The organism is Ochrobactrum sp. P6BSIII (assembly GCF_014138065.1).
Taxonomy (GTDB): domain Bacteria; phylum Pseudomonadota; class Alphaproteobacteria; order Rhizobiales; family Rhizobiaceae; genus Brucella.
The window spans coordinates 33,645-56,283 of record NZ_JACGXB010000004.1 but is presented as its reverse complement, the minus strand read 5'-3'; the positions used below and the strand labels follow the sequence as shown (position 1 = coordinate 56,283).

Below are 22,639 nucleotides of genomic sequence, written 5' to 3'. Positions count from 1 at the left end.
AGCGGTTCCTGTTTTAACAGAATCGTCGGAACCGCTCTATCCATTTGTTTTCACGCATTATCCTACGCAAAACCGCTTCGCACTTTTGCTGGAAATGCTCTAGCGCACCTGATCCAGCAATCGCTTGCATTCCAGAAGATCGAACAGCGCTTCCTGCAAAAGCGAGCGATTGTCCTTGGACGGGCGCTTGCCATCGGCGCCAATGGGGCCGTCATCTTCGCCCTTCAGCAAACCGAACAGCTTGCGCGAGGGCTGCGGGGCCTTGATGCCGCTTGGCAGGGCCATTTCACTATCGGCAGCCTCTTCCGCCGCACGCTTGTCAGCCGCAGCCTGTTTCTGGCGCGTAATGACTTCAATGGCCTGCACATCGCCATTGCCGAGAGCAATGATGAACTGTGGATTGTTTTCGCGCAGTAGACGCTGCACACCCTTGATCGTATAGCCTTGATCGTAGAGCAGATGGCGAATGCCCTTGAGCAGCTCGACATCGATTGGACGATAATAGCGGCGACCGCCGCCACGCTTCATCGGCTTGATCTGTGTAAAGCGCGTTTCCCAGAAACGCAGCACATGCTGGGGAAGATCGAGATCCTCCGCAACTTCACTGATCGTCCTGAATGCATCAGGGCTCTTGTCCATCCACCTGCCCTTTCCAGCAGCAACGGCCCGCTCACCGAGCGACCCGTATAGGCTTTGAAATTCCACTTGCGGTCCGCACGATACGCAGACAGTGACAATAAGGCGGAATGCCACCAGTTTTTCAAAAACCGTGGCCTACTTATACTGTCCGAACGCCGATTGAAACCCGATGGCGTTTCACGCTGAAACTCTTTCCGAAAAGCCTATGCGCTCTCGGATTCGAATATTAGCGAAATGATTCGTTCCACTATATCCATTATATAATATCAGAGCTTTATACGCATCCCTTCACATGGGTGAGGCACAGTAGCCAGTCCTTAAATACGGCTCAGCCGAATTTAAATGCGCACAGCCGCTCCACTTTGCAGCGAAGCAGACCACCGAACCGCGATGTAAGTGGAGTGAGACGGCAGCGTGAACCCGTCATTACGCGCCATGCGCCAGAACGCGCAAACCGCTACCTTTTGCACCTGAGCTGAAAAAACAAATGCCGCCCGAGGAAACTGGGGCGGCATCGATCCGTATTATTTGCTCTTGGTTTCGCGCTTCTGATGTTCCTGCAGAATACGCTGCTTGAGAACATTGGAAGCCTTGAAGGTCATCACGCGTCGCGGAAGAATTGGTACTTCTTCGCCGGTCTTCGGATTGCGACCGATACGCTCGTTCTTGTCGCGGACCTGAAAAGTGGCAAATGACGACAGCTTCACTGTTTCGCCATTGACGATTGCGTCACAGACCTCGTCGAGAATCATCTCGACCAAAGCCGCCGACTCCGTTCTGGAAAGACCGACCTTACGGTAAACAGCCTCTGCCAGATCAGCCCGCGTGACCGTTTTACCTCCCATAACCGAACCCACCTGGTTAGCGTTTGAACAGATAATATCCTTACGTGACAGGACGTTACACAAATAAAAGCGGCTCGGTCAAGCCGCGAGTTCCCTCGCAGCGGATCAATTTTATTGCTTTTCTTTTCTGATCCGATTTCCAACGTGACAGAGCGCCCTCATTTTGGGGCAATTGGCTTACCAGCGCAGCAAAACCGCACCCCATGTAAATCCGCCACCCATGGCTTCGAGAAGGACCAGATCGCCCTTCTTGATCCGGCCATCCGCAACAGCTGTCGCCAGCGCCAGCGGCACCGATGCAGCTGAAGTGTTGCCGTGCCGGTCAACAGTAATGACGACCTTGCTCTCGGCGATATTCAGCTTCTTGGCCGAAGCGTCGATGATGCGCTTGTTGGCCTGATGCGGCACAAACCAGTCGATATCGTCCGCTGTAAGGCCCGTTTCCGCGAAAGAAGCTTCAATAACGTCGGTGATCATGCCCACAGCGTGCTTGAAGACTTCACGGCCTTCCATGCGCAGATGGCCAACGGTTTGCGTCGTCGAAGGGCCGCCATCCACATAGAGCTTTTCCTTGTGGCTGCCATCCGAGCGCAAATTTGCAGCCAGAACGCCACGGTCCGAGGTCAGACCCTTGCCTTCGGCAGCTTCCAGCACCACGGCGCCTGCGCCGTCGCCAAACAGAACGCAGGTCGTGCGGTCGGTCCAGTCGAGAATACGCGAGAAAGTTTCCGCGCCGATGACCAGAACGCGCTCGGCCATGCCGCCGCGAATATAAAGATCGGCTGTCGTGATGGCATAGATAAAGCCGCTGCACACAGCCTGCATGTCGAAAGCAAAGCCCGAGGTGATGCCAAGCTCACGCTGGATTTCCACAGCGCTGGCCGGGAATGTGTTGTTCGGCGTCGAGGTGGCGACCAGAACAAGATCGATATCCGATGGCTGCAATCCTGCATTTTCGATTGCCGCACGCGCGGCGGCTGCGCCCAGCGAAACCGTGGTTTCGTCATCGCCGGCAATATGGCGTTCGCGAATGCCCGTGCGCTGCACGATCCATTCGTCCGAGGTCTCTATGACACCCTCAAAGTCGGTGTTTTTCATGACCCGCTTCGGCAATGCCGAACCGATACCCCGCACGACAGATCGTATCATTTTTTATTCCTGTCCTCATATACGAACGGAACGAGGCTGTTGCCCGCACCGTCGAAATCCGCGCCCACTGGAGGGGCAAATAATTATTTGGCCGCTTCGCCGCCTTCTCTGGACGAAACATGCGGGTGACTGTGGTGAAAATGCGCCAAATCGGCTTCAATCTTCTCCAGAAGACGATTGCGCACCATGTCGTAGCCCACTTCAACCGCCGAGCAGAAGCCTTCAGCATTCGCGCCGCCATGGCTCTTGATGACGATGCCGCTCAAGCCAAGGAACACACCGCCATTGACCTTGTTCGGGTCCATTTTTTCGCGCAGGCGATCAAAAGCGCCCTTGGCAAAAACATAGCCGATCTTGGCCAGCAAAGTGCGGGTCATGGCCTGGCGGAGCAATGTCGCCATCTGACGCGCCGTGCCTTCGGCGGCTTTAAGAGCGATATTGCCGGTGAAACCTTCGGTCACCACGACATCGACGCTACCTTTGCCAATGTCGTTGCCTTCCACGAAGCCGGAATATGCCAGACCGTCCAGCGGTGTATCGCGCAGGATCTGACCGGCTTCCTTGATCTCGTCGAGACCCTTGACCTCTTCCGTGCCGACATTCAGCAGGCCAACCGTCGGCTTGCGCACTTCAAACAGCGCCCGTGCCATACCAGCGCCCATCACAGCGTAATCGACCAGCTGGCGCGCATCGGCGCCGATCGTCGCGCCGACATCCAGCACAATGCTTTCACCGCGCAACGTCGGCCAGATGCCCGCAAGCGCCGGACGTTCAACATCCGACATCATCCGCAGGCAGAATTTCGACATGGCCATGAGTGCGCCCGTATTGCCCGCAGAAACGCAGGCATCGGCTTCGCCGGTCTTCACGGCCTCAATGGCCTTCCACATCGTGGACTTGCCGCGCCCGTTGCGCAGAGCCTGGCTGGGCTTGTCGTCCATACCAATGGAAACTTCACAGGCACGAAACTCGGATGCGGCCTGCAACTTCGGAAAGCGCGCCAACACCGGCTCAACCTGTCCGGCCAGACCGAAAAAGATAAAACGCATGTCGGGATGGCGCTCAAGCGCCTTTGCCGCGCCGGGGACGACCACTTCAGGACCGAAATCACCGCCCATCGCGTCAATCGATATTTTTACCACTCTTGATTATTCCTGTTCGATCCCTGCTCCCGGGCCGCGCTCAAGACGCGGCAGGGCTTTTTTGGCGAAAATAGTGGTTTTACGTTGCCGTACAACAATATTTTCTCAAACTCGTCGCAAATCACCGTTGATCACGGCTTCTTGTGCCATTCAGACAGCTTTGCGAAGGGCGACTCTGGCTTGTCATCCTCATCATCCGCATCCCCAAAAACCTGGGGTTCGGCATCGTCCGGCAGACCGGGCTTGCGCGGATAAGGATCGATTGCCAATTCGAAAAACTCTTCCGCAACCGCACCGACGTCGATCCGGTCACCGACAAAGGTTTCCGGACTATCGGCACCTTCGGCATCGAGCAGCATTTCGCCGCTCTCATCGAGCTGAACGCGGGCCAGACGCGAATTTTCCGGAACGAAAATCGTGTCGACTTCTTCTGCAATCACGTTGGTCAACGGTTCCAGCGTGGTGACGCAGGCCTGCACGATCTCCGCATCGATGCGTCCGCGCACGCGGATGCCGTCCTTCTTCCATGGTGTCAGCAGAAATTCAGCCGAAAACGAATTCACCGCCTCAAGCGCATGGCTGGCGGCGAGCTGAGCGCGCTCTTTCTCATCGGTGCCGATTGTTACTGTCACGCCCTTCTGGGGCAGGTGCAGAACCGGAACGGGATAGCTCAGCGCCGGTTTATCAGTCATTTTGTTTTGCCTCTTCGGTATTGTCATGCGTCAGCGCCAGATCGTCGGCATCCATAAAGGAAATCTCGCCAGCCACCAGTGTACTATCGTCGATTGCCCGTAATCGGTCGCGACAACGCAGAACATATTCGCCTAAATGGCGAGCTTGTGGCCAGAATTCCAGATCGGGCCTAATATTTCGCGTCAATGCGGCGGCAAGCGCCTCGGCATCATCGGTATCGAGCGCCGCACCATAAGTGGCCACACGGCCATAAAACATGCGGGCAAGTTTTTTCATGCGTTTTGGAACGCCCTGATCGCCGATTCCCAGTTCGCGCAGCGAGTGGTCGACATCCTTGAAAAACTCGTCGGCCACTTCCTGAGCAAGCGCCATCAGAGCCTGATTGTCACCGCGCATACGGTGCAGTGTCAGGAAAATATGCACCGACAACATCTCATACCGGCCAAGTGGCGTATCCGGCACATGAAATTGTGCATAAAACCGTTTTTGCCGCGCCGCTGCCACGATCGCCTCGTACACGCGGAGCACGATAGCCTCATTGGCCTTCGATTTGCGGCGGAAAAGTTGGAGAATCATCCCTGTACGACCGTTCCAGTTGCATATAGAAGCAAGGTGGTTTACCGAAGTTCTCCCGACGGCGAAAGTGCCGCGCTGATAATAGAATTATGGAGAGGTCTTTGTTGCAGCGGATTTTCTCAACTGTGCGTTCCGGCGCATCATCAGGTGCACGCAAGCAGCGTGCTCTTCTGGCTGGTACGGCAATTCTGTTTTCGGCCGCCCTGGTCGGATGCAACACCGCATCCACGCTGAACCCTTCAGAAACGCTGACTGAGGGCTATGTGCTCGACCAGCAGGCGCTTGATTCGGTGCCGGTCGGCTCCAGCCGCGAGCAGGTTCTGCTGGCGCTCGGCACGCCATCGACCACCGCAACCTTCGATAATGAAGTGTTCTACTACATTTCGCAGAAGCGCCACCGCATGGCGCAGTTCATGAAGCCGAAGCTGGTCGACCGTCAGATTCTTGCGATCTATTTCGACAAGGACGGCAAGGTTCAGCACATTGCCAATTATGGCATGAAGGACGGCAAGCTGTTCGATTTCGTATCGCGCACCACGCCAACCGGCGGCAAGGACCAGACCTTCCTCGGTCAGGTTATTCAGGGCGTTTCCAAGGCCCCGACCTCCGTGCCAGGTGCTGGCGCAGGCGGACCTGGCGGCAGCTAATCACTGCAAGATCGAATTCAAAAGAAAACCCGCCTCTCGGCGGGTTTTTTATTTTTGAACCTTTCAGAACCCGATCAAGCCATATGCGCCAGCACTGCAAGCAGCAGAAGTGCGACGATATTGGTGATCTTGATCGCCGGATTGACGGCCGGACCAGCGGTGTCCTTATAGGGATCGCCGACCGTATCGCCCGTTACCGAAGCCTTGTGCGCTTCCGAACCCTTCAGGTGCTTCACACCATCGGCGTCGGTAAAGCCATCCTCGAAGCTCTTCTTGGCATTGTCCCATGCTCCGCCGCCGGAAGTCATGGAAATGGCCACGAAAAGCCCGTTAACGATGACGCCGAGCAACGATGCGCCAAGCGCTGCAAAAGCAGCCGCCTTGGAGCCTGAAATCAGCAGCACGCCGAAATACACCACAAGTGGCGCCAGCACCGGCAGAAGCGACGGAATAATCATCTCACGGATTGCCGCTTTGGTCAGAAGATCAACCGCGCGCGCATAGTCCGGGCGTTCCTTGCCGGTCATGATGCCCGGCTTTTCCTTGAACTGGCGACGAACTTCCTGCACCACCGCCCCGCCTGCGCGACCCACAGCCGTCATGGCCATGCCGCCAAACAGATAGGGAATCAGGCCGCCGAAGATCAGACCTGCCACCACATAGGGATTGGACAGATCGAACGATACCGGTCCCATATCCGCGAAATACGGGTAGGTCTGGCCGTTGGCCGCGAAGTAAGCAAGATCATTGGAATAGGCTGCGAACAGCACCAAAGCGCCCAGACCTGCCGAACCGATGGCGTAGCCCTTGGTCACAGCCTTGGTCGTGTTGCCCACGGCATCCAGCGCATCCGTGGACTTGCGCACTTCCGGATCAAGACCGGCCATTTCCGCAATACCACCGGCATTGTCTGTCACCGGCCCGAAAGCATCAAGCGCCACGATCATCCCGGCAATGCCCAGCATGGCCGTGACCGCAATGGCCGTGCCGAAGAGACCTGCAAGCTGATAGGTGCTGATAATGCCGCCAACGATCACGATGGCAGGCAATGCGGTTGATTCCAGCGAAACGGCAAGGCCCTGAATGACATTCGTGCCATGCCCCGTCACGGAAGCCTGCGCGATGGAATTCACCGGGCGCTTGTTGGTGCCGGTATAATATTCGGTGATCACCACGATCAGGCCCGTCACGATGAGACCGATCAGACCGCAGATGAACAGATTGGTGCCGGTAATGCTCTTTCCGGCCACGGTGCCGATTTCGCCCCAGCCAATCGTCAGCGTGTTGGCAACCCCAAGCCCGATTATGGACAAGAGACCCGTTACGATCAGGCCCTTATAAAGCGCGCCCATGATCGAGCCGTTGACGCCAAGCTTGACGAAGAACGTACCGGCAATCGACGTGATCACGCAGGCTCCGCAGATCAGCAGCGGATAGAGCATGACGCTTGGCAGCACGTCCGAACCGTTGAAGAAAATTGCACCCAGAACCATGGTCGCAACCAAGGTAACGGCGTAAGTCTCGAACAGATCGGCCGCCATACCGGCGCAGTCGCCGACATTATCGCCCACATTGTCGGCGATGGTTGCCGGATTGCGCGGATCGTCCTCCGGAATACCCGCTTCAACCTTGCCGACCAGATCGCCGCCGACATCCGCACCCTTGGTGAAGATACCACCGCCGAGACGGGCAAAGATCGAAATCAGCGATGCGCCAAAGCCGAGCGCCACCAGTGCATCAATAACCGTGCGGTCGGCGGGCGCATAACCCAACCAGACGGTGAGAATGAAATAGTAGACGGATACGCCCAGCAACGCGAGACCGGCCACCAGAAGGCCGGTAACGGCACCGGACTTGAAAGCCATTTCAAGCCCGCCTGCCAGACTCAAGGAAGCGGCCTGTGCTGTGCGCACATTGGCGCGCACCGAAACATGCATCCCGATAAAGCCTGTGACGCCGGACAGAATTGCGCCGATGAGAAAGCCGATGGCGGCGCTCAGCGACAGCAAATACCATGCGGCGAGAAACACAACGACACCGACAATCGCAATCGTGGAATATTGTCGTGTGAGATAGGCCGACGCACCTTCGCGGATGGCGCCAGCGATTTCCTGCATACGCGGCGTTCCCTGATCAGCCGCCAGGATCGAACGGATCGACCAGAAGGCGAAAAGAACGGAAACCACGCCGCAGGCAATAACGAGAAGTAAAACTGCCACTCCCATTTGCATAAAGGCCAACTCCTATTGAGTTTGCGCCGGCTACCGTCAGATCGACCTCAGATAAACATCCGATACTGGGTAATTAACGGCAGGCATATGCGCATGAAGGCCCGAAAACCCCTCCCCGGGCCGATTAGAGCGGCATGGAAAGTGCCTGAAGCCACCACGTCTTACCGGGCTTCAACGGTATAGTTCATCAGGAACTTAACACCTTGAAATCAAATAATTAGAAAGTTCCCTTGTAGTCGGTCATTCTCAATGCCGCATGACCAACATGCGAAACGGTTGAACAAACGTCAAGCCGTTCTTTGCCAGCATACAATGAAAGAAGGGCTGTGATTTCTCACAGCCCTTTCTATTCTTATCCTGATCTATAAGCCGGTATTAAAGCGCATCCCGAAAAGTGTGAAACGGTTTTCGGAAAAGATGCGCGTTATAACAAACAGTTTGAGCGTCGATCAGATCGAAACACGCTCTAATGGCGTGGCTTGGCCCCACGGCTTTCGCCGCGAATGACAAAGGCAAGGCGGTCGAGCACAGCATTCACAAGCTTTGGCTCGTCTTCAGTGTAGAAAGCCTTGGCGATATCGACATATTCCGAGACAATCACGGCAGTCGGCACATCGTTGCGCGACGTCAGTTCCCATGCACCGGCGCGCAGGATCGCGCGCAGCGTGGAATCAAGACGCGACAGCGGCCAGTCTTCGGTCAGCGCCTGATGGATCATCGGATCGAGCTTCAGCTGGCTGTCCACAACACCGGCAACGATAGCGCGGAACCACTGCGGATCGGCATCGAGATATTGCGTGCCGTCCACTTCCTTGCCGAGGCGGAAGGCTTCGTATTCTGCGACCACTTCCATCACGCCCGTACCGGCAACGTCCATCTGGTAGAGCGCCTGCACGGCGGCAAGGCGGGCAACGCCACGCTTGTTCGCCGTACGCGGCAGGTTTGGTGTCGGGCGACCTTCTGCGGAAGAACTCATAATATTCAGGCTCCGAATTTCTTACGCAGGTCAATCATGGTCAGTGCGGCGCGGGCAGCAAAACCGCCCTTGTCCTTGTCAGTACGGCGCGCACGCGCCCATGCCTGCTCGTCATTTTCGACGGTCAGAATGCCATTGCCGATGGCAAGGCTTTCTTCAACGGCGAGATCAGTCAGCGCACGGCAGGATTCGTTTGCAACAATGTCGAAATGATAGGTTTCGCCACGGATAACCGTGCCAAGAGCGACATAGCCGTCATAGTCGGTGCCGCCATTGTCTGCGCCGTCGAGGGCGAAGGAAATGGTTGCCGGAATTTCCAGCGCGCCCGGTACGGTCACGACGTCATAGGTCGCGCCAGCGTCGTCAAGGGCTGCCTTTGCGCCATCAAGAAGCGCATCGGCTAGATCGTCGTAGAAACGCGCTTCAACAATAAGCAAATGCGGCGCATGCGCCTCGTGATCGGACATGAGAAACTCCATGACAAATTTTGCGGACCGCAACACCTGCGGTCAACGCTCAAATCGGGATATGCTTTTACAGCCTGGAATTTTAGGCTGTAAGCCTATTTCCGATATTGCGCAAGCCTTGCCGCATAGCGTGCGAGCTGGTCGATCTCGATATTCACCTTGTCGCCCGCTTTTCGCTGTCCCCAGGTGGTGACTTCCAGCGAATGGCGGATGAGCAAAACGTCAAATTCATTGCCTTTCACACCGTTGACCGTCAGCGACGTGCCGTCCAGTGCGACCGAACCCTTCTGGGCGATGAATGGCGCCAGCTCTTCCGGCGCGCGCAAGGTGAAGCGCACCGCGTCGCCCTCGTCCTTGCGTTCAACGATTTCAGCCTGTCCGTCGACATGGCCGGAAACGAGATGTCCGCCCATTTCGTCTCCAAGCTTCAGCGAGCGTTCCAGATTGATATTGGTTCCATTCTCCCAGGTGGAGATTGTGGTCAGACGCAGGGCTTCTTCCCATGCCTCGACCTCGAACCAGCGGGCATTGGTGCCCTTTTCCGGCAGTGCAACGACAGTCAGGCAAACACCGGAACAAGCAATCGAAGCGCCAAGCTCAATCGTTTCTGGATCATAGACGGTTTCGATACGCAGCAGCACGCCTTCATTCAGCGGCTTGATCCGGTCAACCTTGCCGATATCGGTAATAATGCCTGTGAACATCAAGTCTTCCTTACATATTCCGCAAAGGCATCGTCACCGTAACGCGCCTGTCTGAGAATTTTGAATTCTTCTGCGATATGGGTTTCAAGACCGGGCACGGCAACCCCATCGGCAGTACCAATTTCTATTGGTGAGCGAAAGGTGATCAGGCGGTCGACCAGCTTTTCATCCAGAAAGCTCTTTGCGACGCCCGCGCCGCCTTCCACAAGAACAGAACCAATCCCCTGCGCGGCGAGATCATCCATCAACTCCGGCAACGCAATCCGGCAGTCATCCGTCTCGGTTGCCAGAATGCGGCACCCCGCCGCCTTCAGTTCATAGCGCCGTTCTGGCGACGCTTCTTCGCTGCAAGCGATCCAGAGTGGCTGCGCATCTGCCGATTGAACCAGCTTGGATGACAGGGGCAAACGAAGCCCGCCATCCAGCACAACCCTTATGGGTGAGCGTTGTTCCAGCCCCGGCAGACGACAGTTCAAAACCGGATCGTCAGCGAGTGCTGTTTCGATACCAATCAGGATAACATCGGTTTGCGACCGTAAGATGTGCGACTGCGCGCGCGACACGGGACCTGTGATCGGCACCTGCCCTTCGCCCTTTTTTCCGATCATGCCATCGACGGAAAGTGCAAGTTTCAGAATCACTTCCGGGCGTTTTCTGGAAGATCGATTCAAGTAGCCTGCGAGATCATTGGCAGCCTTTTCGGCGAGGACGCCCGGCACCACTTCAATGCCCGCTTCGCGCAGGATGGCAAAGCCTTTGCCGCTGACCCGGTCGTCCGGATCGGTGGCCGCTACGACAACACGGGCCACACCGGCACGCACCAGCGCTTCGGCACAAGGCGGCGTGCGACCATGATGAGCGCAAGGTTCCAGCGTGACATAGGCCGTTGCGCCACGCGCCGCCTCGCCCGCATCGGCAAGTGCCTGCGGTTCGGCATGCGGCCTGCCGCCAACTGCCGTGACGCCGCGCCCGATAATGACGCCGTCCTTGACGATCAGCGTACCGACAGATGGATTTGTTCCCGTCAGTCCCTTGTGACGGCGGGCATAGCGGATTGTCGCTTCCATGAAGCGGATATCATCCGAGGTCACCTGCGAATGCGGTAGTTCCAGTGCGGTCATGCCTATCTGTCCAGATCGTCCTCGGAATCGGGGGCTCCCAGCTCATCGATCACGTTATGGAAATCGACGGCCTTGCTGAAATTGCGGTAGACTGATGCAAACCGGATATAGGCAATGTCGTCCACACCCTTGAGGGCATCCATTGCCAGACGGCCGATCTCGTCGGACGTCACTTCCGCCTCACCCGAACTTTCGAGCTGGCGCACAATACCCGAAATCGCGCGCTCGATACGCTCGCTGTCAACATCACGCTTGCGCAGCGCCACTTCAATAGAGCGGGTCAGCTTGTCACGATCGAAAGGCACGCGGCGTCCGCTTTTCTTCACGACCATCAGGTCACGAAGCTGAACGCGTTCGAATGTCGTAAAGCGCCCGCCGCAGACCGAACAGACACGACGCCTGCGAATAACCGCACCGTCCTCCGCAGGACGGGAATCCTTCACTTGCGTATCTTCAGATTGGCAATAGGGACAACGCATAGAACTCTTTCACTTAACTCTTCGAAGACTGATTCCTATAGATCATAGCTGATCTGCGCCAATCAACCTACCGAATGCGACGCACCGGATATGACGGGCAAAAAAGCCCCGCTCAACAAGGTTGAACGGGGCTTTTGATACTCTTCTTTCAGGGAATGATTATCCCTGATAGCCATACATCGGGAAACGGTCGGTCAGAGCGACGACCTTCTCTTTCACAGCCTGTTCGACAGCCGCGTTGCCTTCGTCGGAATTGGCAACCTTCAGACCGTCGAGAACTTCAGCGATCAGCGAGCCGATTTCCTTGAATTCGGTTACACCGAAGCCGCGCGTGGTACCGGCTGGCGTGCCGAGGCGAACGCCGGAGGTGACGAACGGCTTTTCAGGGTCGAACGGAATGCCGTTCTTGTTGCAGGTGATATTGGCGCGGCCAAGAGCGGCTTCCGCACGCTTGCCCGTTGCATTCTTCGGACGCAGATCAACCAGCATCAGATGGTTGTCAGTACCGCCGGAAACGATATCGAGGCCATGCGACTTCAGTTCTTCCGAGAGAGCGCGCGCATTGTCGACGACATTCTTTGCATAAAGCTTGAATTCAGGCTTCAGCGCTTCACCGAAGGCAACCGCCTTGGCAGCGATGACGTGCATCAGCGGGCCACCCTGAAGACCGGGGAATACAGCCGAATTGAACTTCTTCGCCAGATCGGCGTCGTTGGTCAGGATCATGCCGCCGCGCGGGCCGCGCAGGGACTTGTGCGTCGTCGTCGTGCAGACATGGGCATGCGGGATTGGCGACGGGTGCTGGCCACCGGCAACCAGACCGGCAATATGCGCCATATCGACCATGAGATAAGCGCCGACTTCATCGGCGATTTCACGGAAACGCTTCCAGTCCCAGACGCGCGAATAGGCAGTGCCGCCAGCGAGAATCAGCTTTGGCTTGTTTTCGCGGGCGAGACGAGCCACTTCGTCCATATCCAGCAGATGGTCATCCTGACGGACGCCATAAGACACGACATTGAACCACTTGCCCGACATGTTGACCGGCGAACCGTGCGTCAGGTGACCACCCGAATTGAGGTCGAGACCCATAAAGGTGTCGCCGGGCTGAAGCAGAGCCAGGAACACGGCCTGGTTCATCTGGCTGCCGGAATTCGGCTGAACATTGGCGAATTCGCAGCCGAAGAGCTTCTTGGCGCGTTCGATCGCCAGTTCTTCCACCACGTCCACATACTGGCAGCCGCCATAATAGCGCTTGCCTGGATAGCCTTCGGCATATTTGTTGGTGAGGATGGAGCCCTGCGCTTCAAGAACAGCGCGCGAGACGATGTTTTCCGAAGCGATCAGCTCGATTTCATGGCGCTGACGACCGAGTTCGTTGCGAATTGCACCGAAAATTTCGGAATCGATGTCCTCGAGGCTTGCATTGAAGAAAGCGTCGGAAAACGCATTCTTGGCGGCGGCGTTGGCTTGAGACATTTTCACACCCTCCGGGTCAGCCGGTAAAAGCTATTGGATGAGGCGCATTATCACACTTGAATGCCCTAGGCCAATGGCCGCAAAGCGAAAAGCATGTTCCAAAATGCGGCAAACCGATTTGATATAGGTTTTAGAACTAAAAAAGCCGCCCCGAATGTTCGAGGCGGCTCTTGCTCAGCAAGAAATACCGAATAATCAGGTGTCGGTGCCAAGCGCCAGCGATGCCGCACCGTCCATCTTGTAGATGTCATCGCGAAACTGCACGACACCGTCGCCAGTTGACCAGGCCGAGATATAAACGAAGTGCACCGGCACAGGGTCAACAACCTGAATAGGCGTATTGTTGCCCGAACGGATCGTTTCTTCGATGTTCTGACGATCCCAGCCAGCCGTGTTCTTCAGCAGCCATACGTCCAGATCGCGAACATTCTGCACGCGCACGCAGCCCGACGAGTCGAAACGCATGAGCTTATTGAAATAGCTCTTCTGCGGCGTATCGTGCATGTAGACGGCATACTGGTTGTGGAAGTTGATCTTGGTCGAGGACATGGCGTTGATCTTGCCCGGGTCCTGACGGAACATCAGCTTCACAGCATCATCCGTGTTCCAGTCGATGGTTTCCGGCGCAACTTCCTGACCCGACTGATCGTAAAGACGGATCTTGTTCTTGGCCAGATATTGCGGGTCCTTCCGCATCAACGGAATGATGTCCTTCTGGATGATCGACTTCGGCGCCGTCCAGTAAGGATTGAGAATGACTTCGTGAATCTTCGAATTGAGAATCGGGGTCTGGCGGTCGATCTTGCCGACAACGGCGGTGTGACGCTGCATGACGCCGCCGTTTTCAACGGCTTCAATCCGTGCGGCGGGAATATTCACCATCACGAAGCGCTGTTCCTGCATACCGGCGCTGACCAGCGGCGACAGGCGCTGCAAATTGGTCTGGAGCTGGCCGAGACGCGTATTGGCGTCCACATTCATCGCTGCATAGGTGAACTGGCCCATCACGCCGTCTGCAGGCAGACCGTGACGCGACTGGAAACGCTTCACTGCAGCATCGACATAGGTGTCGAACGCATTGGAAAGACCAGCGCCCTGCGGCAGATCGCCGGAAACCATCAGGCGCTTGCGCAGATACTGGACCGACTGGTCGTTCGCGCCGAGCTGAAGCTTTGCATTGCCCGGAACCGTCGGCCAGCCGCCACGACCGGCAATGTCGGTATATTGCGCGATAGCGCCCTGAATATTGCCGATGGTCTGCTGGCTCAGAACCGGCTGGTTGGTCGCAACCTTCTGTCCGCCTGTCGCGCGCGCATCGAACTGGTCATCCCAGTTACCGCGCCGCGGCGACGCGAGCACATCGTTAAAAGCCTGTTGCGCAAAGGACGAGGTTGCAAAAGCCGAGGCTGCCACGGAAAGGCCGGCTGTTGCAGCACCGCGCAGGAAGCGACGGCGGTCCACTTTGAAAGCTTCGGCATTCTTGTCAGTTTTGGTCATTTGCTTGGTCCCAAAAAGGCGCGCCGCTCATAGCTTAATGTCGGCGGCAGTCGTCCGAGAATATCAGCAACAGGGTGTCAAGGCGATAGGCGACCCGCAAACATGCGCGCCCGCTTATATCTCCCGACCTGTTGGAAGATGGCACATTCTTGCCCGTGCAGTCTTGAGAACTGCTTATGTCGGTTTTTATGGCTTAATCATGTCGCGCGGCCCAGTTTGCAAGCCACGCGCATCAAGATCGAAGCATAATTGCCCATCCGCTTCAGCAAATGCAGGTCTGTTGTGTCCGTTCTGCAACAAACTTCCCGGAACACTGGTCGATTTATCAGAGACGATAAGCGATGCTGTCGTTCCAGAAGCGGTCGAGGCGCTGCAGAGACTTGTTCATAGCCATGAATTCTTCAACCTGAATTCCGCCGACCTGTTCGATGGACAGGACGTGACGTTCATAAAGAGCAGCAACCTGATTAGCGATTTCATTGCCCTTGTCGGTCAGGCTGACACGCACCGAACGGCGGTCAACACGCGAACGCTGGTGATGAATGAAGCCCATTTCGACAAGCTTCTTGAGGTTGTAGGAAACATTCGAGCCGAGATAGTAACCACGCGAACGCAGTTCACCGGCGGTCAGTTCCGAATTGCCAATGTTGAAGAGCAACAGCGCCTGCGTTGCGTTGATGTCAAGCTGACCGTTGCGGTCGAACTCATCTTTCACAACATCGAGCAGGCGGCGGTGCAGACGCTCTACCAGCTGAAGGGCTTCCAGATACAGGCTGCGGAGTGCGGCTTCCGGAGCATAGAGCGGAGCGTCGATCTTGCGCTGAGCATTCATCATTGTCTTTGCCTCTCTGTCGGAGCCGCATTCGGGAAATCCTCGATGCTGCTCTCTTCCTGTTTTATGCAGCGATGTTTCTCGCTGTCTTGAGAGGACTTTAGGGGAGATGCATAAAATTCGACTTAAAAGTCAGACTTAACAGTAGCTTACCGAGAGGAATGCAAATTCAGGCTTAATGTTTACTTACCTGCTCCCGCGATCAGGCGGAAATGCTGGCCTTTGCCTGCCGCCGCTTTTCCAGAACCAGCAGGACGCGGAACACGATATAAATGACGATGCACAGCGCATTGAACGTAACCGTCAGCGGTCTGCTTTCAAAGTTTCGCTCGAAAACCGAATAGATGCTGATCTCGCCGATTGCGGCGACGAACCAGAGCACCGGGCCCCAGGTTGCCCGCATCCAGAGACCCGTTGCAGCAACAGGCATTAACACTGCCAGCGCGACAACGGCGGTCTGCCACATCCATGGCATCAGATCGAACCGCCACAGCAATCCCGGATGAATACCGATGAGCCGCACCCAATAGAGAACGCCGCTCGCCAGCGCAGTAAGCGCCAGCAATCGAATGAACCAGGTAAATGTCCATTCGAGGCCGGTCGGTTGCGCGTGCTGGCGCAGCTCATCCATATGCATCAGCAATTCCTCATGAGAACGTCAGTTCCTTTTCGCCAAGATTGACGAAATAGGCGTTTACCTGTTCCGGTTTCACATCCTCGATGGAAGCCGGTTGCCAGGACGGCGCGCCATCCTTGTCGATCAGCAACGCCCGCACGCCTTCATAGAAGTCGTGTGCTTCAAGCATCCGGCTGGCGATGCGATATTCCATCCGCATGCAATCATCGAGGTCGAGCGGACGCCCGTCGGCGATTTGCCGGAAGGTCACTGCCACGCTGGTCGGCGACCGCGTTGCGATCACATTCAAAATATCCGTCGCCGGTTTGCTGCCCGAAGCTGCGGCCTTGTCCAGCAAGTGCAGGCAATCGGCGAGCGTCGCGCCGGAAAAGCACTCATTGATCACATGCCGCGTATCGGCGGATGTTTCGAAATCCGGGTACTGGCTGCGCGTCAGGGCCGCATCGATATCCGCAGTCGCGATGAGATCATCGCGCAGGTCGTGCAGGTCGCTGGCCGCAACTGCGTGGGTGGCAATTCCGCTCTGGAGACAATCGCCCCAGCGAATGCGGTTGCCCGTCAAGGCAAGATAATATCCGAAATTGTCGTGGAGATGCGGCAGGAACGCGCTTCCGCCGACATCGGGAAAGAAGCCGATTCCCGTTTCCGGCATGGCGAACATGGTGTTTTCGGTCACGATACGGTGCGAGCCATGCACCGAAATGCCAGCGCCGCCGCCCATGATAATCCCGTTGATCAACGAGATATAAGGCTTGGGAAACCGGCCTATGCGGGCATTGAGCCGATATTCGTCACGGAAGAACTCGTAAGCGGGCGTTCCCTCCCGGCCAGCCTTGTACGCCGCGACGACATCGCCGCCAGCGCAGAATGCCCGGCCCTCACCTTCGAGAATCACGCAGGCGACTTCCGGATCGTCTTCCCAGGCCTGCAATGCGCGGTCGAGCGCCAGAATCATCTTATGCGTCAGCGCGTTAAGCGCTGCGGTCCGCGTCAGCTTTACCAGACCGGCTTTTCCCTTGCGTTCAAAGCTGATTTCGCCGCCACCGCCAAAGTCAATCTGCATATCTCGTCTCCCGTTCCAACAAATGGGTAGAAAGTGAGACGCCCCGCGTCAATCCCACACAGGCGCGTACCGGCCAATCTTCTTGGTTTCACCACTTTTCCCGTGATAAACGGTGCGCATCCGAAGTCAGCCCTTGATTGCATATCAAAGCATAGGCATCGCGGCTTCCATTCTCGGGAATAATTCAATGAGCGACCGTCAATCCAAATATCTCCCCCCTCATATCGGCAGACATGTCGATGACGTGACCGGCAGCCGCCGTTTGCGCCGTATGCGCAAGGCCGACTGGTCGCGCAGGCTGGTGCAGGAAACGCAACTGACGGTGGACGATCTGATCCTGCCATTCTTCCTCACCTACGGAAACGGCGTTTCCGAACCTGTGGAAGCAATGCCCGGCGTGGAGCGCTATTCGGTCGATATGGCGGTGCGCATGGCCGAGAAAGCCGCCAAGCTTGGCATTCCTGCCATTGCCCCCTTCCCGCGTGAAAAGGCGGAAGTGAAGACGGATGACGGTGCCTTTGTCGCCAGCCCCGACAATCTGATCAACCGTGCCGTGCGCGCGATCAAGAAGGAAGTGCCGGAGATTGGTATCATCACCGATGCCGCGCTCGATCCCTTCACCACGCACGGCCATGACGGCATTTTGCGCGATGGCGAGATCGTCAATGACGAATCCGTGGCCATGGTTGTGCGCGGCGCGCTTTCGCAGGCTGAAGCAGGTGCCGATATTATCGCGCCATCCGACATGATGGACGGCCGTATCGGCGCGATCCGTCAGGCGCTGGACGAGAACGGCTATCACCATATCCCGATCATGTCCTATGCGACGAAATTCGCATCGGCTTTCTACGGTCCTTATCGCGAAGCCATTGGCACGCAAGGCCTGCTGAAAGGCGACAAGAAAACCTATTATCTCGATCCGGCAAACCCGGAAGAAGCGGTGCGCGAAGCCGAGCAGGATATTGCCGAGGGCGCGGACATGCTGATGGTCAAGCCTGGCATGCCCTATCTCGACATCATCCACCGGCTGAAAAGCGAATTCCGCCTGCCCACCTTTGCCTATCAGGTGTCGGGTGAATACGCGATGATCAAGGCCGCCGGTATTAATGGCTGGATCGACGAAGAAAAGGTGATGATGGAAAGCCTTCTGGCTTTCAAGCGCGCCGGTTGCGACGGCATCCTCACCTATTTCGCAATTGAGGTCGCCGAAAAGCTGAAACAGCGCGGTTAATCTGAGGGTCAGAATAAAGAGCAAAGGGCCCTTCGTAGCCCTGGCATAGCGTCTTTTATGTCAGACACCGACAGGTTGCCCGTGCTTTCTCTGGCAGCTTCCTTGAAACGGCCCACTTCATTTACCATGTTGGTAACGTTCCGCCCGGAAGGCGGAGCGACGCCGGACGTTGTCTTGTCTCCGGTTGTCTTTTTAAACGACTGGAAGGAAAAATGTCCGACCATATTCTGCACGGCGAGATCATGGCTCCGCGTTACGACAGCCGGGCTTTCTTCGAAGGCGTGCGTACGCGCCGGATGATGGCTTTTCTCATCGATTATCTCATCGTCTTTCTGCTGTGTATCCCGGCCGCAATCATCATTGCGCTGTTCGGCATACTGACGCTTGGCATCGGCTGGATGCTTTACGGCATCATGTTCCCCATCGTGGCGCTGATCTATGTGTCGCGCACCATGGGCGGCCCGCAGCAGGCCACAAAGGGCATGCAGATGATGAACCTCAAGCTCGTCCGGCTTGAAGGCGGCATGGTCGACCCGATGCTCGCTATCGTTCACTCGGTGCTGTTCTGGGGTCTTAATGTCGTGCTGACGCCGCTGATCCTGCTGGCAACGCTGGTCCTCGACCGCAAGCGCACGGTGCACGATCTTCTGCTAGGCACGGCGGTCATCCGTTCGGATCGTTAAGATCGCGCTCAAAGACAGTTTCGTGTTTCCCGACACCAACCGATGTGTAGGGAAACACACTTCAATTAAATCATTTCTTTGACGCGCATTTTGTCCCGAAAACCGCTTCGCACTTTTCGGCATGCGCTCTAAGATCAAAAAAATTCAGAGCCGGCTGCGCAAAATGCCACTTGACGTTTTGCGCCGTCGGTTCGATCCTTGTCAGATATCGTGATGGTTTCGGTATTGCCATTTCGTGGATATTGAATGACCCATCAACCGCAACAGTCTCCGCAGTTCTTTTTGACGGCCCCGTCGCCCTGTCCGTATCTCGACGGGCAGATGGAGCGCAAAGTCTTTACGCATCTCGTGGGCGATAAAGCCAACGAGATCAACGATCTCCTGACACAAGGCGGCTTCCGTCGCTCCCAGAACATCGCCTATCGTCCGGCCTGCGAGCTTTGCCGCGCCTGCGTTTCCGTGCGCATTCTGGCGGGAGAGTTCGAGATGACGCGCAATATGCGCCGCGTCTGGAACCAGAATCGTGATCTGGTCGGTCGCGTGCACAAGGCGCAGCCCAGTACCGAACAATATGCGCTGTTTCGCGATTATCTCGATGCGCGCCACCGTTCAGGCGGCATGTCGGACATGACCGTGCTCGATTATGCGATGATGGTTGAAGATACCCACGTCAACACGCAGATCATCGAGTATCGCCGTCGCGGCCCTGACAGTTTTATCGATCCCAAGGGCGACGGCGAGTTGATAGCCGTGGCGCTGACCGATGTGATGGCCGACGGCCTGTCTATGGTCTACTCGTTCTTCTCGCCGCATATGCATGACCGTTCGCTTGGCACCTATATGATTCTCGACCATATCGAACGGGCGCGAGCCGCAGGCTTGCCGCATGTCTATCTCGGCTATTGGGTCGAGGGATCGCGCAAGATGCAGTATAAAATCCGCTTCACCCCGCAGGAACATCTCGGCCCTCGTGGCTGGCAGCGGTTTGAGGGATAGACATGAAAAAGGCGGCAGAAGCCGCCTTTTCTTATTGTTTTGACGGGCGCGTCAGAATTTGCCCGAACGCGGAAACCCCTTCGGAACAACGCGCCCGGCGGAAGCGCGAGCGCCAATCCACTCGACGAGTTCTTCCTTGTTGCGCGTAAAGGTCCGTTCTGCCGAATCCTGCCAGGAGAGACCTTCGGCCATCGCAAATGTGCGAATGTCGGAAATGCCGCCATCCTTGTATTTTTGCAGACGAACACCCTTGCCGCGTGTCATTTCCGGGATTTCCGCAAGCGGGAAGACAACCATCTTGCGATTTTCGCCAACGACCGCGATATGATCGCCGGAGACACGCGTGCAAATCTTCGCCTCGTCCGGCGCCTTCACATTCATCACCTGCTTGCCCTTGCGGGTATTGGCGACGGCTTCGTTCTCCGGAACGATGAAACCATTGCCCTCATGCGAAACCAGCAGCAGCTTTGCCGATGGATCGTGAACGAAGGCCGTCAGAATGTCCTGATCGTTTTCCATATCGACCAGAATGCGGATCGGCTCGCCATGGCCGCGACCGCCCGGCAGCGTATTGGCGCCGATGGTGAAGAACTTGCCGCCGGTCGTGAAGAATAGAAGCTTGTCAGTGGTTTCCGCATGGAAAGCCAACTTGAGCTTGTCGCCTTCCTTGAAGGAGAGTGTCGAGAAGTCGGCCATATGGCCCTTCATCGCACGCAGCCAGCCCTTTTCCGACACGACAATCGTGACCGGCTCGCGCTCGATCATCGCATTGTGGATGTCTTCCAGATCGTGTGTCGGCGCTTCGGCGAAATTCGTGCGGCGCTTACCGAGCTTGGTTGCGAGACCGAACTTCTCACGCACCGCCTTGATCTCGGCGCTGATCTTCTTCCACTGGCGTGTGCCGGAAGCGAGCAGTCCTTCGATATCGGCCTTTTCAACCGTCAGGGCGTCAAATTCCTTGCGGATCTCGAATTCCTCGAGCTTGCGCAACGAACGCAGGCGCATATTGAGGATCGACTCGGCCTGAACATCCGTCAGTTCGAATGTCCGCATCAATTCCTGCTTCGGCTCGTCCTCCTCGCGGATAATGCGGATGACTTCATCCAGATTGAGATAGGCAATCAGGAAGCCGCCGAGGATTTCCAGACGCCGTTCGATCTCGGCCAGACGATATTGCGAGCGACGGACCAGAACTTCCTTGCGGTGTTCCAGCCATTCGCGCAGCACGCCGCCCAGCGACAGCACATTCGGCACCTTGCCGTGCGACAGCACATTCATGTTGAGCGAAACGCGGCTTTCAAGCTCGGTCAGCTTGAACAGCGATTCCATCAACAATTCCGGGTCGACGGTGCGGTTCTTCGGTTCCAGAACAATGCGGATATCTTCCGCAGATTCATCGCGAATATCGTCAAGCAGCGGCAGCTTCTTGGCCAACAGCAATTCGGCAATCTTCTCGATCAGGCGCGACTTCTGCACCTGATACGGAATTTCAGTGACAACGATCACCCAGGTGCCGCGATTGCCCTCTTCCTTTTCCCAACGCGCGCGGACACGAAAAGCGCCGCGACCCGTGCGATAGGCTTCGACAATATTGCCGTGTTCTTCAACCAGAACGCCGCCCGTCGGGAAATCCGGGCCGCGCACCTTGGCTTTCAGAAGTGCGGACGGATCGGTTTCCGCCTCACGCTTCAGCTCTTCCCATTGCTCCGGCGAGGTGATGAGTTCTTCCACGCCCGCATCGGGATGATTGATCAGGTAAAGCGCCGAGGAACACAGCTCCGCCACGTTATGCGGCGGAATATTCGTTGCCATGCCAACCGCGATGCCTGCCGAGCCATTGGCCAGCAGGTTCGGGAATGCACCCGGCAGAACGATCGGTTCCTCGTCTTCCTCATTATAGGTCGGACGGAAATCGATGGCGTTTTCGGTGATGCCTTCGAGCAGCAACGTCGCCACTTCGGTCATGCGCGCTTCGGTATAACGCATGGCGGCGGCGTTATCGCCGTCGATATTGCCGAAATTGCCCTGCCCGTCGACCAGCGGATAACGCACCGCGAAATCCTGCGCCAGACGCACCAGCGCATCGTAGATCGAAGCGTCGCCATGCGGGTGGAACTTACCCATCACGTCGCCGACGATACGCGCGCATTTCGCATAAGCCTGATCGGGATTGAGACGCAGCAGACGCATGGCGTGCATGATGCGCCGATGCACCGGCTTCAGACCGTCGCGCACGTCTGGCAGCGCACGATGCATGATCGTGGACAGCGCATAAGCGAGGTAACGTTCCTCGAGGGCCGACTTAAGATCGACCCGTTCGATGTGTTCTTCGCCGTCGCCCGGCGGAATCAGACTTTTTCCCATGCTTCCCAGTACCAAGTGCGCGAATCGTCAGCAAGCGTTCAGGAGAACTAAACCAGTACATTACAGTGTGCTGCGCCAAATATGGCACGCAAAGAGCGTGGCAGCGCTTGAAATCCACTGCATAGTTGCACAAATCAGAATTAGGGAGTGCAGGCAGGCCTCAGTCGCAAATCTGCCGCCATTTACGC

The 22,639-nt window shown here is 56.6% G+C and carries 22 protein-coding genes; 4 read left to right on the top strand and 18 right to left on the bottom strand.

What is annotated here, in order from left to right; genetic code table 11:
• Positions 1 to 99: 99 nt before the first annotated feature.
• From FHW00_RS06655 to FHW00_RS06630, 6 genes are all read right to left on the bottom strand, one after another.
• Positions 100 to 639 carry a MerR family transcriptional regulator gene (locus tag FHW00_RS06655; RefSeq protein ID WP_078340513.1) on the bottom strand — a complete coding sequence of 180 codons (540 nt, stop codon included), beginning with the start codon at positions 637 to 639 and terminating at the stop codon, positions 100 to 102.
• A 524-nt stretch (positions 640 to 1,163) separates the two neighbouring features.
• A complete protein-coding gene (locus FHW00_RS06650) occupies positions 1,164 to 1,484 on the bottom strand; it encodes an integration host factor subunit alpha (protein WP_078340512.1) in 321 nt (106 codons plus the stop codon).
• A gap of 177 nt (positions 1,485 to 1,661) precedes the next feature.
• Positions 1,662 to 2,633, bottom strand: a complete 972-nt coding sequence (locus FHW00_RS06645) for a beta-ketoacyl-ACP synthase III (RefSeq protein WP_078340511.1) — start codon at positions 2,631 to 2,633, stop codon at positions 1,662 to 1,664.
• Between the two features lie 83 nt (positions 2,634 to 2,716).
• The gene (plsX, locus tag FHW00_RS06640; protein WP_078340510.1) at positions 2,717 to 3,775 is read right to left on the bottom strand and encodes a phosphate acyltransferase PlsX; all 1,059 of its coding nucleotides are present in this window, start codon (positions 3,773 to 3,775) and stop codon (positions 2,717 to 2,719) included.
• A 131-nt stretch (positions 3,776 to 3,906) separates the two neighbouring features.
• Positions 3,907 to 4,467, bottom strand: a complete 561-nt coding sequence (locus tag FHW00_RS06635; RefSeq protein WP_078340509.1) for a YceD family protein — start codon at positions 4,465 to 4,467, stop codon at positions 3,907 to 3,909.
• The gene (locus FHW00_RS06630; protein ID WP_078340508.1) at positions 4,460 to 5,044 is read right to left on the bottom strand and encodes a ubiquinol-cytochrome C chaperone family protein; all 585 of its coding nucleotides are present in this window, start codon (positions 5,042 to 5,044) and stop codon (positions 4,460 to 4,462) included. The genes FHW00_RS06635 and FHW00_RS06630 overlap by 8 nt, the downstream gene beginning before the upstream one ends.
• 89 nt (positions 5,045 to 5,133) lie before the next feature.
• Between FHW00_RS06630 and FHW00_RS06625 the strand changes: the two genes are divergently transcribed.
• Positions 5,134 to 5,691, top strand: a complete 558-nt coding sequence (locus FHW00_RS06625; protein WP_078340507.1) for an outer membrane protein assembly factor BamE — start codon at positions 5,134 to 5,136, stop codon at positions 5,689 to 5,691.
• 74 nt (positions 5,692 to 5,765) lie between these two features.
• On the opposite strand, the gene FHW00_RS06620 is transcribed toward FHW00_RS06625, so the two are convergent.
• The 11 genes from FHW00_RS06620 to FHW00_RS06570 form a co-directional block, all read right to left on the bottom strand.
• On the bottom strand, positions 5,766 to 7,922 hold the full coding sequence (locus tag FHW00_RS06620) for a sodium-translocating pyrophosphatase (protein WP_078340506.1): 2,157 nt from the start codon (positions 7,920 to 7,922) through the stop codon (positions 5,766 to 5,768).
• Between the two features lie 466 nt (positions 7,923 to 8,388).
• Positions 8,389 to 8,898, bottom strand: coding sequence for a transcription antitermination factor NusB (nusB, locus tag FHW00_RS06615; RefSeq protein WP_078340505.1), 510 nt, complete (start codon positions 8,896 to 8,898; stop codon positions 8,389 to 8,391).
• Positions 8,899 to 8,903: 5 nt separating this feature from the next.
• On the bottom strand, positions 8,904 to 9,365 hold the full coding sequence (locus tag FHW00_RS06610; RefSeq protein WP_078340544.1) for a 6,7-dimethyl-8-ribityllumazine synthase: 462 nt from the start codon (positions 9,363 to 9,365) through the stop codon (positions 8,904 to 8,906).
• Between the two features lie 95 nt (positions 9,366 to 9,460).
• Entirely contained in the window at positions 9,461 to 10,069 is a 609-nt protein-coding gene (locus FHW00_RS06605) for a riboflavin synthase (RefSeq protein ID WP_078340504.1), read from the bottom strand.
• The gene (ribD, locus tag FHW00_RS06600) at positions 10,069 to 11,190 is read right to left on the bottom strand and encodes a bifunctional diaminohydroxyphosphoribosylaminopyrimidine deaminase/5-amino-6-(5-phosphoribosylamino)uracil reductase RibD (RefSeq protein ID WP_078340503.1); all 1,122 of its coding nucleotides are present in this window, start codon (positions 11,188 to 11,190) and stop codon (positions 10,069 to 10,071) included. The genes FHW00_RS06605 and ribD overlap by 1 nt, the downstream gene beginning before the upstream one ends.
• 2 nt (positions 11,191 to 11,192) lie before the next feature.
• Positions 11,193 to 11,669, bottom strand: coding sequence for a transcriptional regulator NrdR (nrdR, locus tag FHW00_RS06595; RefSeq protein WP_078340502.1), 477 nt, complete (start codon positions 11,667 to 11,669; stop codon positions 11,193 to 11,195).
• Positions 11,670 to 11,828: 159 nt separating this feature from the next.
• On the bottom strand, positions 11,829 to 13,148 hold the full coding sequence (gene glyA / locus FHW00_RS06590; RefSeq protein WP_078340501.1) for a serine hydroxymethyltransferase: 1,320 nt from the start codon (positions 13,146 to 13,148) through the stop codon (positions 11,829 to 11,831).
• 195 nt (positions 13,149 to 13,343) lie between these two features.
• Positions 13,344 to 14,645, bottom strand: coding sequence for a L,D-transpeptidase family protein (locus FHW00_RS06585; protein WP_078340500.1), 1,302 nt, complete (start codon positions 14,643 to 14,645; stop codon positions 13,344 to 13,346).
• A gap of 325 nt (positions 14,646 to 14,970) precedes the next feature.
• Complete coding sequence (gene ldtR / locus FHW00_RS06580; RefSeq protein ID WP_078340499.1) at positions 14,971 to 15,480, bottom strand: transcriptional regulator LdtR; 510 nt, start codon at positions 15,478 to 15,480, stop codon at positions 14,971 to 14,973.
• A 199-nt stretch (positions 15,481 to 15,679) separates the two neighbouring features.
• Complete coding sequence (locus FHW00_RS06575; protein ID WP_078340498.1) at positions 15,680 to 16,114, bottom strand: DUF6163 family protein; 435 nt, start codon at positions 16,112 to 16,114, stop codon at positions 15,680 to 15,682.
• Positions 16,115 to 16,124: 10 nt separating this feature from the next.
• Positions 16,125 to 17,177: an enoyl-CoA hydratase/isomerase family protein gene (locus FHW00_RS06570; RefSeq protein WP_078340497.1), complete on the bottom strand. Its 1,053-nt coding sequence runs from the start codon at positions 17,175 to 17,177 to the stop codon at positions 16,125 to 16,127.
• A 187-nt stretch (positions 17,178 to 17,364) separates the two neighbouring features.
• On the opposite strand from FHW00_RS06570, the gene hemB reads away from it, so the two are divergent.
• The 3 genes from hemB to FHW00_RS06555 all read left to right on the top strand — a co-directional run bounded on the left by hemB (position 17,365) and on the right by FHW00_RS06555 (position 20,087).
• Positions 17,365 to 18,408, top strand: coding sequence for a porphobilinogen synthase (hemB, locus tag FHW00_RS06565; protein WP_078340496.1), 1,044 nt, complete (start codon positions 17,365 to 17,367; stop codon positions 18,406 to 18,408).
• A gap of 212 nt (positions 18,409 to 18,620) precedes the next feature.
• Positions 18,621 to 19,091: an RDD family protein gene (locus FHW00_RS06560; protein WP_078340495.1), complete on the top strand. Its 471-nt coding sequence runs from the start codon at positions 18,621 to 18,623 to the stop codon at positions 19,089 to 19,091.
• 246 nt (positions 19,092 to 19,337) lie between these two features.
• Positions 19,338 to 20,087 (top strand): arginyltransferase, encoded by a 750-nt coding sequence (locus FHW00_RS06555; RefSeq protein ID WP_078340494.1) that lies wholly within the window; start codon positions 19,338 to 19,340, stop codon positions 20,085 to 20,087.
• Positions 20,088 to 20,138: 51 nt separating this feature from the next.
• On the opposite strand, the gene FHW00_RS06550 is transcribed toward FHW00_RS06555, so the two are convergent.
• Positions 20,139 to 22,451, bottom strand: coding sequence for a DNA topoisomerase IV subunit A (locus FHW00_RS06550; RefSeq protein ID WP_078340493.1), 2,313 nt, complete (start codon positions 22,449 to 22,451; stop codon positions 20,139 to 20,141).
• Between the last annotated feature and the right edge of the window lie 188 nt (positions 22,452 to 22,639).